At 70.3% G+C, this 13903-nt stretch carries 11 protein-coding genes; 9 read left to right on the top strand and 2 right to left on the bottom strand.

Annotated elements, in window-relative coordinates; all coding sequences use genetic code 11:
• Positions 1-92: 92 nt before the first annotated feature.
• Together ACFWM2_RS39235 and ACFWM2_RS39230 are read left to right on the top strand one after the other, a co-directional pair.
• Positions 93-1811 carry an ATP-binding protein gene (locus tag ACFWM2_RS39235; protein ID WP_383290850.1) on the top strand — a complete coding sequence of 573 codons (1719 nt, stop codon included), beginning with the start codon at positions 93-95 and terminating at the stop codon, positions 1809-1811.
• A complete protein-coding gene (locus tag ACFWM2_RS39230) occupies positions 1808-2488 on the top strand; it encodes a response regulator (RefSeq protein WP_383290847.1) in 681 nt (226 codons plus the stop codon). The genes ACFWM2_RS39235 and ACFWM2_RS39230 overlap by 4 nt, the downstream gene beginning before the upstream one ends.
• Before the next feature lie 63 nt (positions 2489-2551).
• Here the strand turns inward: ACFWM2_RS39230 and ACFWM2_RS39225 are convergent, their stop codons facing one another.
• On the bottom strand, positions 2552-3010 hold the full coding sequence (locus ACFWM2_RS39225; protein WP_383290844.1) for a hypothetical protein: 459 nt from the start codon (positions 3008-3010) through the stop codon (positions 2552-2554).
• 226 nt (positions 3011-3236) lie between these two features.
• Here ACFWM2_RS39225 and ACFWM2_RS39220 point away from each other — a divergent pair, with 226 nt between their 5' ends.
• The 4 genes from ACFWM2_RS39220 to ACFWM2_RS39205 all read left to right on the top strand — a co-directional run bounded on the left by ACFWM2_RS39220 (position 3237) and on the right by ACFWM2_RS39205 (position 7519).
• The gene (locus ACFWM2_RS39220; protein WP_383290841.1) at positions 3237-4628 is read left to right on the top strand and encodes an extracellular solute-binding protein; all 1392 of its coding nucleotides are present in this window, start codon (positions 3237-3239) and stop codon (positions 4626-4628) included.
• On the top strand, positions 4625-5566 hold the full coding sequence (locus tag ACFWM2_RS39215; RefSeq protein WP_383290838.1) for a carbohydrate ABC transporter permease: 942 nt from the start codon (positions 4625-4627) through the stop codon (positions 5564-5566). Before ACFWM2_RS39220 ends, ACFWM2_RS39215 begins: the two co-directional genes overlap by 4 nt.
• Before the next feature lies 1 nt (position 5567).
• On the top strand, positions 5568-6419 hold the full coding sequence (locus tag ACFWM2_RS39210; protein WP_383290835.1) for a carbohydrate ABC transporter permease: 852 nt from the start codon (positions 5568-5570) through the stop codon (positions 6417-6419).
• Positions 6420-6889: 470 nt separating this feature from the next.
• On the top strand, positions 6890-7519 hold the full coding sequence (locus ACFWM2_RS39205; RefSeq protein WP_383290890.1) for an XRE family transcriptional regulator: 630 nt from the start codon (positions 6890-6892) through the stop codon (positions 7517-7519).
• 115 nt (positions 7520-7634) lie between these two features.
• Here ACFWM2_RS39205 and ACFWM2_RS39200 read toward each other — a convergent pair whose 3' ends face one another.
• Positions 7635-8660, bottom strand: coding sequence for an ATP-dependent 6-phosphofructokinase (locus ACFWM2_RS39200; RefSeq protein WP_383290832.1), 1026 nt, complete (start codon positions 8658-8660; stop codon positions 7635-7637).
• A 271-nt stretch (positions 8661-8931) separates the two neighbouring features.
• Between ACFWM2_RS39200 and pta the strand changes: the two genes are divergently transcribed.
• The 3 genes from pta (at position 8932) to pyk (ending at position 13767) form a co-directional block, all read left to right on the top strand.
• Entirely contained in the window at positions 8932-11022 is a 2091-nt protein-coding gene (gene pta, locus ACFWM2_RS39195) for a phosphate acetyltransferase (RefSeq protein ID WP_383290829.1), read from the top strand.
• A complete protein-coding gene (locus tag ACFWM2_RS39190) occupies positions 11019-12263 on the top strand; it encodes an acetate kinase (RefSeq protein ID WP_383290826.1) in 1245 nt (414 codons plus the stop codon). The genes pta and ACFWM2_RS39190 overlap by 4 nt, the downstream gene beginning before the upstream one ends.
• Positions 12264-12336: 73 nt before the next feature.
• Complete coding sequence (gene pyk / locus ACFWM2_RS39185; protein WP_383290823.1) at positions 12337-13767, top strand: pyruvate kinase; 1431 nt, start codon at positions 12337-12339, stop codon at positions 13765-13767.
• The last annotated feature ends 136 nt before the right edge of the window (positions 13768-13903 follow it).

The following is a 13903-nucleotide window of genomic DNA, read 5'->3' as shown; positions in this document are numbered from 1 at the left end:
GACCGGGATGCGGTGACTATCTCCCGCCCTGTGAGGGCGGTCACCCTTCCGTTCATTTAGTTCACGCTGATAAGGGGAGGCAGACTGACGACATGCGCATTCTCCGCGTACCGCGCCCCCACAGCCTGGCCGGCCAGCTGTTCGCCATGCAGGCCGTGCTGATCGCCGTCGTCGTGGCCGGATACGCGCTGTTCACGTACATCAGCGACCGCAGCCAGGCCGAGGAGGCGGCGGGCCGCCAGGCCATGGCCGTCGCCCGCTCGGTGGCGGACGCCCCTTCGGTGCTGGCGGCGATCCGCACCGACGACCCGACGAAGACCCTTCAGCCGTACGCCCTCCAGGTGCAGCGGCACACCGGCGTCGACTTCGTCACGATCATGGACCCGCAGGGCATCCGCTGGACCCACCCCAACGAGAAGCTGATCGGCGAGCACTTCCTCGGCCACACGGCCCGTGCACTGAAGGGCGAGTCCTTCACGGAGACGTACACCGGCACCCTCGGCCCCTCCGTGCGCGCCGTCACGCCGATCGACGACGGCGGGCACGTCGTCGGCCTGGTCAGCGCGGGGATCAAGGTCGAGGCGATCACCGCGCGGGTCCAGGACCAGGTGACGGCCCTCATCGGGGTCGCGGCGGGCGCCCTGGCTCTGGGCGGCCTCGGCACGTACGTCGTCAACGCCCGGCTGCGCCGGCACACGCACAACATGAACGCGGCCGAGCTCAGCCGTATGCACGACTACCACCAGGCCGCCCTGCACGCCGTACGCGAGGGTCTGCTGATGCTGGACGGGCAGTACCGGGTGGCGCTGGTCAACGACGGGGGCCAGGAGCTGCTGGGCGTCTCCGGGGACGCCGTCGGGCTGTCGGTCGCCGAACTGGGCCTCCCGGCGCCCCTGACCGGCGCGCTGCTGTCCTCCGAGCCGCGGATGGACGAGGTGCATCTGACGGCCACCCGGGTCCTGGTGGTGAACACGTCACCGGTCTCGGGCGGCGAGCGCCGGGGCACCGTCGTGACCCTGCGCGATGTGACCGAACTCCAGTCCCTGATGGGCGAGCTGGACTCGGAACGCGGCTTCACCCAGGCGCTGCGCTCGCAGGCGCACGAGGCGGCGAACCGCCTGCACACCGTGGTGTCGCTGATCGAACTGGGCCGTGCCGAGGAGGCCGTCGACTTCGCCACGGCGGAGCTGGAGCTGGCCCAGACCCTGACGGACCACGTGGTCGCCGCGGTCAGCGAACCGGTCCTGGCCGCCCTGCTCCTGGGCAAGGCCGCGCAGGCCAACGAGCGGGGCGTGGAGCTGGTCGTCTCACAGGAGAGCGCCATCGACGACGGACTGCTGCCCGACTCGCTGCCCGCGCGTGACCTGGTCACCGTGCTGGGCAATCTGATCGACAACGCGGTGGACGCGGCTCAGGGCACCGCGGGGGCACGCGTCACCGTCACCGCGGTCACCGACGACGACGGCCTGGTGCTCCGGGTCGCCGACACCGGTGCCGGCGTGGATCCGGCCCACGCGGAGGCGGTCTTCCAGCGCGGCTGGTCCACGAAGCCCGCGGGACCCGGCGGCCGGGGGCTCGGGCTGGCTCTCGTACGGCAGGCGGTGAGCCGGCACGACGGCACACTGACGGTGCGGGAGGCGTCCGGGGGCGGGGCGGAGTTCGAGGCGCGGCTGCCGTTGCCTACGGTGTCCTCGGCGCCGGCGGCCGCCGACAGGGCGGACGCCGGACCCGCCGAGTCCGCCCGCGGGAGCGACTCCGTGCCCGAGCGCGTCCGGCCCGCCCAGCCCACCGCGCCTGGAGGCGACGTATGACCGAGCCGATCCGCGTACTGGTCGTGGAGGACGACCCCGTCGCCGCCGACGCGCACGTCCTGTACGTCGGACGCGTGCCCGGCTTCGTCGCGGTGGGCAAGGCGCACACGGGCGCGGAGGCGCGGCGCGCCCTGGACCGTACGCCGGTGGACCTGTTGCTGCTGGATCTGCATCTGCCCGATGTGCACGGCCTGCAGCTGGCGCGCTCGCTGCGCGCCGCCGGCTATCACGCGGACGTGATAGCGGTGACGTCCGCACGGGACCTGGCCGTCGTACGCGAAGGGGTCTCGCTCGGGGTCGTCCAGTACGTCCTGAAGCCGTTCACGTTCGCCACCCTGCGCGACCGTCTCGTGCGGTACGCCGAGTACCACGCGGCGGCCGGCGAGGCCAGCGGCCAGGACGAGGTGGACCGTGCCCTCGCCACCCTCCGCGCCCCCGGTCCGGCCGCGCTCCCGAAGGGGCTGAGCGCCCCGACCCTGGAACGCGTCACGGTCACCCTCCGGGACTGCCCCGGGAGCGGCCTGACCGCGGCCGGCGTCGCCGAGGCGGTCGGTATCTCCCGGATCACCGCGCGCCGGTACCTGGAGCACCTGGTGGACGCCGGCCGGGCGGCGCGCAGCCCGCAGTACGGCCAGGTGGGACGGCCGGAGCTGCAGTACCGCTGGGTGAAGGGGTAAGCCCGTCAGACGCGCACGGTCAGGCGCCGGCCCGGCAGACGCGTGACCGCCACGAAGACCCCGTCAGACGCGCACGGATCCGCCGGCAGGCCGGCCCGGCAGGCGGGTGACGGCCACGAAGACCGCGAAGGCGGCCAGACTCCCGGCGGCGAGGCCGGGGTAGTCGGCCCAGTCGGGATCGGCGGGCGCGGACGTCACGGCCCGTACGAGCCTGTCGACCGCCCATCCGGCCCCCACCGCGGCGGCGAAGGCCGGCCAGCGGTGCCGGACCCCGTTGATCACTTCGTCGACCAGGGCGTGCAACACCCCGAGCACGCACACGACCACCACCATGTCGCCCCCGCCGATGGCGGCGATGCCGGCCCCGACCACGGCGACGGCGGCCCAGACCCGGGCCAGGGGCAGGATCGGGGCAGCATCGCGCGGAGTGTCCCGCGGCAGCCTGAACAACCGCCGCACGCTCCGCGTGAATCCGGGTTCCGCGTCGTCCGAGTGGGCGTCCGAGGTGTCGTCCGAGGTCATGTCGCTCCCTGACGGGTGAAGGGGACCGATTCCGCTCATATGCGGACCAGGTCGGCCCGCACCAAGTGGACTCGCCACCGCGGCAGATGGTTGCGCGCCCCGGCACTGCGTGCGCCCTCCGACCGTAGCCACTGCACGGTCATTGACCTGACATACGCACATCTCATACGTTCACGAGCAGCCAAACTCGGCCACCGACGATGTCGGCCAGTAGGAGGTCGTGCCCGTGCGCCCCACCGCCGCCCGCCCCCGTACCACCGCTCCCCTGCTCCTCGCGGCCCTGCTCACCGTGTCCGCCGCCGGAACCCTGACCGCCTGCGGCAGTGGTTCCGGTAGCGATCCCGACACGGTGAAGGTGTCCTTCAAGCAGTCGACGGACAACTCGATCAAGGTGATGGACACCTATCTGGCGGACATCAAGAAGCAGTTCGAGAAGGCGAACCCGGGCAAGAAGGTCGAACTCGTTCCGATCAAGGCCCCGGACTCCGAGTACTACACGAAGCTCCAGCAGATGCTGCGATCGCCCAAGACCGCGCCCGACCTCGTCTACGAGGACACCTTCCTCATCAACTCGGACATCACCAGCGGGTACTTGAAGCCCCTCGACCCCTACCTCGACAAGTGGCAGGACTGGGGCCAGTTCGTCGACACGGCGAAGACCGCGGCGAAGGCGCAGGACGGGAAGACGTACGGCGTCCCGGACGGCACGGACACCCGGGGCCTCTGGTTCGACAAGGCGATCTTCAAGAAGGCGGGGCTGCCCGCGGACTGGCAGCCGAAGACCTGGGACGACGTCCTCGACGCGGCCCGCGCCATCAAGAAGAAGGTGCTCGGCGTCACCCCGCTCAACGTCTACACGGGCAAGCCCGCGGGCGAGGCAGCCACCATGCAGGGCTTCGAGATGCTGCTGTACGGGACGGGTGACGGGAAGACGGACCCCCTGTACGACACGGCCTCCAAGAAGTGGGTCACCGGAAGCCAACCCTTCAAGGACTCCCTCAAGTTCGTGGAGACGGTCTACAAGGAGAAGCTGGGCCCCGACGTCTCGGACGCCCTCGACCCGAACTTCAGCACCAACATCCGTGGTGACCTGCTCCCCAAGGGCAAGCTCGGCATCGACCTGGACGGCAGTTGGCTGCCGCAGGACTGGCAGAAGGGGTCCGGGCACGAATGGCCCGAGTGGTCCCAGAAGCTGGGCCTCGCCGCCATGCCCACGCAGCACGGTCAGGCGCCCGGCAAGGTGAGCATGTCCGGCGGCTGGACCTGGTCGATCCCGGCCAAGGCGGGCAACCCCGACCTGGCGTTCAAGTTCATCGAGTCGATGCAGACGAAGGCGAACGCCCAGAAGTGGTACATCGCCAACTCCGGTATCGCCGTGCGCAAGGACGTCGCCGCCGACCCCGCGTATGTGAAGGCGCAGCCCGGCATCAAGTTCTTCACGGATCTCGTGTCGAGCACGCACTACCGGCCCGCGTACCCGGCGTACCCGAAGGTCTCGACCGCCATCCAGGAGGCCATGGAGGGTGTGACGACGGGTGACAGCTCGGTCGACAAGGCGGCGAGCGGCTACGACGAGGAGTTGAAGTCGGCGACCGACGACCAAGTGATCAAGAAGTGAGCGTCGGCACCCGGGCGGTGCGGCCGCCGGCCCCGCCCCGCCCGGCCGGCCCGAAGGCCGCCTCCCCGCACCGGGGCGGCCTTCGCCGCTCGCTGCTGCGCGCGCTGCCGGTGTCCCCGGCCGTCATCCTGCTGGTTCTCTTCCTCGCCGGGCCGATCGGTTACTGCGCCTACATCGCCTTCACCGACCTCCAGCTCACCGGCCAGGCCCACTCGTCCTTCGTCGGCTTCGACAACTTCCGCGACGCGTTCCACGACGACGCCTTCCTGAACGCGGTCTGGCTCACGCTCGTCTTCACCGTGCTCTCGTCCCTGATCGGCCAGAACACCCTGGGCCTGGCGCTCGCCGCGCTCATGCAGCGGGCGTCGAAGCCGATCCGTACGCTGGTCGGCGCCATCGTGATCACGGCGTGGGTGCTGCCCGAGGTCGTCGCGGGCTTTCTCCTCTACGCCTTCTTCCGCCGCGAGGGCACCCTGAACGCGATCCTGGACTGGCTCCATCTCCCGTCCCAGAACTGGCTGTTCACGCTCCCGATCCTGGCGGTGTCCTTCGCGAACGTATGGCGGGGCACGGCGTTCTCGATGCTGGTCTACTCGGCCGCGCTGAACGAGATCCCGCAGGAGATCACGGAGGCGGCCGAGGTCGACGGCGCGGGCGGCTGGCGCCGCATGTGGCACATCACGCTCCCGATGATCCGACGTTCCATCGGCACCAACCTGATGCTCAACACGCTCCAGACCCTGTCGGTCTTCGGTCTGATCTGGGTCATGACGCGGGGCGGCCCCGGCAACAAGAGCCAGACCCTCCCCCTCTTCATGTACGAACAGGCCTTCCAGAAAAGCATGATCGGATACGGAACCGCGGTGGCTCTTCTGCTCCTGGTGGTCGGCTCGCTCTTCTCCCTCGTGTACATGCGGCTGCTGCGGACGGAGGTGTGACATGGCCCTTCTGACGCGCACCACGCTCACCTCGCGCCGCACCGGCAGGCGTCTGGCGGCGGACGCCGGACTGCTCGTCGTGGCCGCCGCGTTCGTGCTCCCGCTGGCCTGGGTGATCCTGTCCTCGCTGGACCCGCACGCCGATCTGCGGGTGAAGGTCCCGGACGGCGTCACGCTGGACAACTTCGACGCCGTCCTGAAGCCGGACATCCTCTTCACCCCGCTGCTCAACAGCCTGATCCTGTGCGGGGGCGGGACGGCGCTGACGGTGGTCTGCTCGGCCCTCGCGGCCTATCCGCTGTCCCGCTTCCGCTCGCGGCTCAACCGCCCGTTCCTGCTGACGATCCTCTTCGCGACCAGCCTGCCGATCACCGCGATCATGGTCCCGGTGTACGCGCTGTTCGTCCAGGTGAACCTGATCGACACCATGCAGGGCACGATCTTCTTCTTCGCCGCCTCCCAACTGCCGTTCGCCATCTGGCTGATGAAGAACTTCATGGACGGCGTGCCCAAGGAGCTGGAGGAGGCGGCCTGGACGGACGGGGCGTCGTCGTTCCAGTCGCTGCTGCGGATCGTGCTGCCGCTGATGGGGCCGGGTGTGGCCGTGGTGACGGTCTTCTCCTTCGTGATGATGTGGGGGAACTTCTTCGTCCCGTTCATGCTGCTGCTCACCCCGGACCAGATGCCGGCGTCCGTGAGCATCAACGAGTTCTTCGGGAACCGGGGGATGGTGGTGTACGGGCAGCTGGCGGCGTTCTCGGTGATCTATTCGACGCCGGTGCTGCTGCTGTACGTGCTGGTCGCCCGGCGCCTCGGCGGGGGCTTCGCGCTGGGCGGGGCCGTCAAGGGGTGAGGCCGTCGTGGCGGCCGGCGGCGCGAAGGAGGGGCGGGGCGGTTGGATTGCGCCGGGCTCCGCGCGACCGTCGGCCGTGCCGCACCTGACGTACCCGCCCTCGATGTCGAACCGCACGCACGTGGCCTCTGGCGGTCCGCGGCACCACCGCCGACGGGGGCGGGCCCGGGCAGCCGTCCGCGCATATGCCCGCTCACCTTGCCCTTTGCATGGCCGCCACCGCGCCGGGCGCCGGACAGCGGGGCTCGGCCGTCGCTCGGAGCGGGTGACCGGCGCCCGCTCCGGGGTCTTCGATCAGCTCCGGCCACGGCCGAAACCGTATGTTCCTACAATCCGTGATTGTGGCCGAACAGACCGTAGTCATCGCAGTCCCGTGCTCATAGCTTGTGCGCGTGCACCAGCCGCCTGCCCCTCAGCCCACGCCGCCCTTCAACGCCCTCGCCGCCCGCCGACTCCGGGCCGGTCTCGGCATGGGGCCCGAACATGTCGCGTACGGACTGCGCGCCTCGTACGGCATGCCCTATGCCACGCCCGACCTCGTCGTCGCCTGGGAGCGCGGCATCGCCTCCCCGAGCAGTGCCGAGCTCACCGCGCTCGCGGGCGTGCTGTGGTGTTCGCCGGGCGAGCTCATCGGCGCGCCCCGGACACTGCGGGAACACCGCATCTCGCGCGGTCTCGCCGCGGAGGACGTCGCGCGCACGGTGGGTCTGGAGCTCCTCGTCTACCAGCGGATGGAGGAGACCGACGAGTGGCGGGGCAACGAGCGGCAGTCGTCCGCGCTCGCCGATCTGCTCGAACTCTCGCTGCCCGACTTCATCACCGTGACCGGACGCGACGAGCGGCTCGCCGAGCTGCTGCACAGTGCGGTGACGACGCGCTGGCAGGCGTACGTGCGGCCGGTCGGCAAGATGGTGCCCCTGGACCGGCGGATCCTGGAGGAAGCCCTCCAGGAGCTGCACACCGACTACCAGGGGCAGATGACCGCCACGCTGAGCTGGGCGTCCGGCTCGGCCGCCGGGGACTCCAGCGACGCCGGCCGGGACTTCCTGGACCGGATCGTCGACAACTTCTGGTCGATGGTCCAAAGGAGCACGTACTGAGGAACGGGATGTAGGTACAGGGCGAGAAGTGCGCCCGGGCCCGGGGACCTGGGCCCGGGGCCACTGGCTTCCCCCGGGCCCTGGAAGCCCTTGGAGACCGCTCCGGAGGACCGGCCTAGAAGACCGACTCCGCCTCGTCCATCCGGTCCTTCGGGACCGTCTTCAGCTCGGTGACCGCCTCCGCGAGCGGCACCATCTTGATCTCCGTGCCGCGCAGCGCCGTCATGCGGCCGAACTCGGCGCGGTGCGCGGCCTCCACGGCGTGCCAGCCGAAGCGGGTGGCGAGCACCCGGTCGTACGCGGTCGGCGTGCCACCGCGCTGGATGTGACCGAGGATGACCGGCTTGGCCTCCTTGCCGAGGCGCCGCTCCAGCTCGTACGCGAGGGCCGCGCCGATGCCCTGGAAGCGCTCGTGGCCGAACTGGTCGATCGCACCGTGGCCGTAGTCCATCGCGCCCTCGGCGGGGTGGGCGCCCTCGGCGACGCAGATGACGGCGAACTTCTTGCCGCGGGCGAAGCGCTCCTCCACCATCGCGACGAGGTCCGAGGGGTCGAAGGCACGCTCGGGCAGACAGATGCCGTGCGCACCGGCGGCCATGCCGGACTCCAGGGCGATCCAGCCGGCGTGCCGGCCCATGACCTCGACGACCATCACGCGCTGGTGCGACTCGGCGGTCGTCTTCAGGCGGTCCATCGCCTCCGTGGCGACGCCGACCGCGGTGTCGAAGCCGAAGGTGCGGTCCGTGGAGGAGATGTCGTTGTCGATCGTCTTCGGAACGCCGACGACGGGCAGGCCGGCGTCCGACAGCATCCGGGCGGCGGTCAGGGTGCCCTCGCCGCCGATCGGGATGAGCACATCGATACCGAACTCGCGCGCCATGTCCTGCGCGTTCTCGCAGGCCTCACGGAGCCGGTCGCGCTGCAGCCGGGAGGAGCCGAGGATGGTGCCGCCGCGGGCGAGGATGCCGCTGACCGCGTTCAGGTCGAGGGTGCGGTAGTGGCCGTCTAGCAGGCCGGCGTAACCGTCCTCGAAGCCGATGACCTCGTCCCCGAAGTTGGTGACCGCTCGGTGCACGACCGACCGGATCACTGCGTTCAGCCCCGGGCAGTCGCCGCCTGCGGTGAGAACTCCGATGCGCATCGTGCTGTGTCTCCTGCTCGCTGTTGGTACGTGTGAGCCAATCCGATTGTTTCACGGCCCGCAGGGGTCCGCCGCCCCCGCCCATACCGCCCCGCCCCGCCGTTCCGGGGCCTCGGCCCCTCACCAGGGCGTTCGCCCTGGCGGGCGCCGTAGCTAGCGCCAGAGGTATTGTCAAGATGGTTCTGCTCACGTTGGTGGGCCACTTTTCGGAGCCCGGACATCGCCACTTCTCGGAGCCCGAACACCGCGACGAAACGGATGGAGAGCACGCGTGACCCGCAGCGTGTACGTGACCGGGATCGACCGCGGCGACGGCCGCCAGGTCGTCGAGCTGGGGGTCATGGAGCTCCTGACCCGCCAGGTCGACCGGGTGGGGGTCTTCCGCCCGCTCGTCCACGACGGCCCGGACCGGCTCTTCGAGCTGCTGCGCGCCCGCTACCGGCTCTCCCAGGACCCGGCGACCGTGTACGGCATGGACTACCACGAGGCGTCCGCGCTCCAGGCCGAGCAGGGGACGGACGAGCTGGTGTCGACCCTGGTGGACCGCTTCCACCTGGTCGCGCGCGACTACGACGTGGTCCTCGTCCTCGGCACCGACTTCGCCGACACGCAGTTCCCGGACGAGCTGGCGCTCAACGCCCGGCTGGCCAACGAGTTCGCCGCCTCGGTGATCCCGGTCGTCGGAGGCCGTAAGCAGACCGCCGAGTCGGTGCTCGCGGAGACCCGAAACGCGTACCGCGCCTACGACGGGCTCGGCTGCGACGTCCTCGCGATGGTCGTGAACCGGGTGGCCGCGGCCGACCGTGACGGGATCCACGAGCGGCTCGACTCCCGTCTGCCCGTGTCCTGTTACGTGCTTCCGGACGAGCCCGCGCTCTCCGCGCCGACCGTCGCGCAGATCACCCACGCGCTCGGCGGCAAGGTGCTCCTCGGCGACGACTCGGGCCTGGCACGCGACGCGCTCGACTTCGTCTTCGGCGGTGCGATGCTGCCGAACTTCCTGAACGCGCTGACCCCCGGATGCCTGGTGGTCACCCCCGGCGACCGCGCCGACCTCGTCATCGGCTCGCTCGCCGCGCACAGCGCCGGGACGCCCCCGATAGCCGGCGTGCTGCTGACCCTGAACGAGCGGCCCAGCGACGAGATCCTCACCCTCGCGGCCCGTCTCGCGCCCGGCACCCCGGTCGTCTCGGTGGCCGGCAACAGCTTTCCGACGGCGACCGAACTCTTCGGCCTGGAAGGCAAGTTGAACGCCTCGACACCGCGCAAGGCGGAGACGGCCCTCGGCCTCTTCGAGCGGTACGTCGACACCGGCGACCTGCTCAAGCGGGTCTCGGCGCCGAGCACCGACCGGCTCACGCCGATGATGTTCGAGCACAAACTCCTGGAGCAGGCCCGCTCCGACAAGCGCCGCGTCGTGCTGCCCGAGGGCACCGAGGCCCGCGTCCTGCACGCCGCCGAGGTGCTGCTGCGCCGGGGCGTGTGCGACCTGACCCTGCTCGGTCCGCTCGACCAGGTCCGCAAGAAGGCCGCCGACCTCGGCATCGACCTGGCCGGTGCGCAGCTCATCGACCCGGGGACCTCCGAGCTGCGGGACCGCTTCGCCGAGAAGTACGCGCAGTTGCGCGCCCACAAGGGCGTCACGGTGGAGCTGGCGTACGACGTCGTCGCGGACGTGAACTACTTCGGCACCCTGATGGTCCAGGAGGGTCTGGCCGACGGCATGGTGTCGGGTGCCGTGCACTCCACCGCGGCCACGATCCGCCCGGCCTTCGAGATCATCAAGACCAAGCCGGACGCGAAGATCGTCTCCTCCGTCTTCTTCATGTGCCTGGCCGACAAGGTCCTGGTCTACGGCGACTGCGCGGTGAACCCCGACCCGAACGCGCAGCAGCTCGCCGACATCGCCGTGCAGTCCGCCGCCACCGCCCGGCAGTTCGGCGTCGAGCCGCGGATCGCGATGCTGTCGTACTCCACCGGCACCTCCGGCTCCGGCGCGGACGTCGACAAGGTCCGGGAGGCCACCGAACTGGTCCGCGCGCGCCGCGACGACCTGAAGATCGAGGGCCCGATCCAGTACGACGCCGCCGTCGAGCCGACCGTCGCGGCCACCAAGCTGCCGGGCTCCGAGGTCGCCGGCCAGGCGTCCGTGCTGATCTTCCCGGACCTCAACACCGGCAACAACACCTACAAGGCCGTGCAGCGCTCGGCCGGCGCGATCGCCGTCGGCCCGGTCCTCCAGGGGCTGCGCAAGCCGGTCAACGACCTGTCCCGCGGCGCCCTCGTCCAGGACATCGTGAACACCGTCGCCATCACGGCGATCCAGGCCCAGACCCCGAACGAGAAGGCTCCCCAGCAGTGACCGCGACTCGTGTCCTCGTCCTCAACTCCGGCTCGTCGTCGGTGAAGTACCAGCTGCTCGACATGAGCGACCGCAGCCGGCTGGCCGTGGGCCTCGTCGAGCGCATCGGCGAGGAGTCGAGCCGCCTCAAGCACACCCCGCTCGTCGGGGACGGCGCCGAGACCCGGGAGAGCACCGGCCCGATCGCCGACCACGCGGCCGCGCTGAAGGCGGTCGCCGAGGAACTGGCCAGGGACGGCCTCGGCCTGGACTCCCCCGAGCTGGCGGCGATCGGCCACCGGGTGGTGCACGGCGGCAAGTTCTTCACCCGGCCTACCGTCATCGACGACAGCGTGCTCGCGGAGATCCAGCGGCTGATCCCGGTGGCCCCGCTGCACAACCCCGCGAACCTGACGGGCATCCTCACGGCCCGCGCACTGCGCCCCGACCTCCCCCAGGTCGCCATCTTCGACACCGCGTTCCACACGACGATGCCGGAGGCGGCGGCGCGCTACGCGATCGACGTGAAGACGGCCGACGAGCACCGCATCCGCCGGTACGGCTTCCACGGCACCTCGCACGCGTACGTGTCCCGGGCGACGGCGAAGCTCCTGGGCAGGGCGCCGGAGGACGTGAACGTCATCGTGCTGCACCTGGGCAACGGCGCCTCGGCGTCGGCGGTGCGCGGCGGGCGGTGCGTGGACACCTCCATGGGACTGACTCCCTTGGAGGGGCTCGTGATGGGTACGCGGTCCGGTGACATGGATCCGGCCGTCATCTTCCATTTGATGCGTGTTGGCGGAATGTCCACGGACGAGATCGACACTCTTCTCAACAAGAAGAGCGGTCTGATCGGCCTGTGCGGCGACAACGACATGCGGGAGATCCGGCGGCGGATCGACGAGGGCGGGGCAGACGCCGCGTCGGCCCAGCTCGCCTTCGACATCTACATCCACCGTCTGAAGAAGTACATCGGCGCCTACTACGCGGTGCTCGGCCGGGTCGACGCGGTCGCCTTCACGGCCGGGGTCGGCGAGAACGCCGCACCGGTGCGGGAGGCCGCCATCGCGGGTCTGGAAGAGCTGGGCCTGGCGGTCGACGGCGAGCGCAACGCCGTGCGGTCGGACGAGCCACGGTTCATCTCGCCCGAGTACGCCCGGGTCGCGGTGGCCGTCGTGCCGACCGACGAGGAACTGGAGATCGCCACGCAGACGTACGCACTCGTGGGGGCGTCCCACACCCCGTCCGCCGACCTCACCTGAGCGGCGTCCCGCCCCTTTGTATCTTCCGCCAGACGGAATATTCCGTAGCGAAACAAACCGATAGGATCGCCCCATGCGCCGTTCGAAAATCGTCTGTACCCTCGGCCCCGCGGTCGACTCCCATGAGCAGCTCGTCGCGCTGATCCAGGCCGGCATGAACGTGGCTCGCTTCAACTTCAGCCACGGCACGCACGCCGATCACCAGGGCCGGTACGACCGCGTCCGGGCTGCCGCCGCCGAGACCGGCAAGGCCATTGGTGTCCTCGCCGACCTGCAGGGCCCGAAGATCCGCCTGGAGACCTTCGCCGAAGGCCCCGTCGAGCTGGTGCGCGGTGACGAGTTCACCATCACCACCGAAGACGTGCCCGGTGACAAGTCGATCTGCGGCACGACCTACAAGGGTCTGCCCGGCGACGTCTCCAAGGGCGACCAGATCCTCATCAACGACGGCAACGTCGAGCTGCGGGTCGTCGAGGTCGAGGGCCCCCGGGTCCAGACGGTCGTCATCGAGGGCGGCGTCATCTCCGACCACAAGGGCATCAACCTGCCCGGCACCGCCGTGAACGTGCCGGCGCTGTCCGAGAAGGACGTCGAGGACCTCCGCTTCGCCCTGCAGATGGGCTGCGACATGGTCGCCCTGTCCTTCGTGCGCGACGCCCACGACGTGAACGACGTCCACAAGGTGATGGACGAGGAGGGCCGCCGGGTCCCCGTCATCGCCAAGGTGGAGAAGCCGCAGGCGGTCGAGAACATGGAGGGCGTCGTCGCGGCCTTCGACGCCGTCATGGTGGCCCGTGGCGACCTGGCCGTCGAGTACCCGCTGGAGAAGGTCCCGATGGTGCAGAAGCGCCTCGTGGAGCTGTGCCGCCGCAACGCCAAGCCGGTGATCGTCGCGACCCAGATGATGGAGTCGATGATCACCAACTCCCGCCCGACGCGCGCCGAGGCGTCGGATGTCGCCAACGCGATCCTCGACGGCGCCGACGCGGTCATGCTGTCCGCCGAGTCGTCCGTCGGCGCGTACCCGATCGAGACGGTCAAGACGATGTCGAAGATCGTCGTGGCGGCCGAGGAGGAGCTCCTCTCCAAGGGCCTCCAGCCGCTGGTCCCGGGCAAGAAGCCGCGCACCCAGGGCGGCTCGGTCGCCCGCGCCGCCTGCGAGATCGCCGACTTCCTCGGCGGCAAGGGCCTGGTGGCCTTCACCAAGTCCGGTGACACCGCCCGCCGGCTGTCCCGCTACCGCGCCTCCCAGCCGATCCTGGCCTTCACCACCGACGAGGGCACCCGCAACCAGCTCACGCTGAGCTGGGGCGTCGAGTCCCACGTCGTGCCCTTCGTGCACAGCACCGACGAAATGGTCGACCTCGTCGACAAGCAGCTCCAGAAGCTCAACGTCTTCAGCGACGGCGACGTCGTCGTCATGACCGCCGGCTCGCCCCCCGGCGTCCCCGGCACCACCAACATGGTCCGGGTCCACCACCTGGGCGAGGTCAACCGCGCCTGACGTCCCCGCGCCGGCGCGCACGACAAAGAGCTGCGGCCCGGTCCCCCGAAGTACCTGGGGGGGCCGGCCGCAGGTCCTTTTGTCGCTCCCTGACGGGTTTTGGGAAGAAGGTCCGCCGGGAGGGAACGGGTGTAGC

The sequence above is a fragment of the Streptomyces sp. NPDC058371 genome (assembly GCF_042723265.1).
In the GTDB taxonomy this organism is placed as follows: Bacteria; Actinomycetota; Actinomycetes; order Streptomycetales; family Streptomycetaceae; genus Streptomyces.
This window is presented reverse-complemented; position numbering and strand designations above follow the sequence as displayed.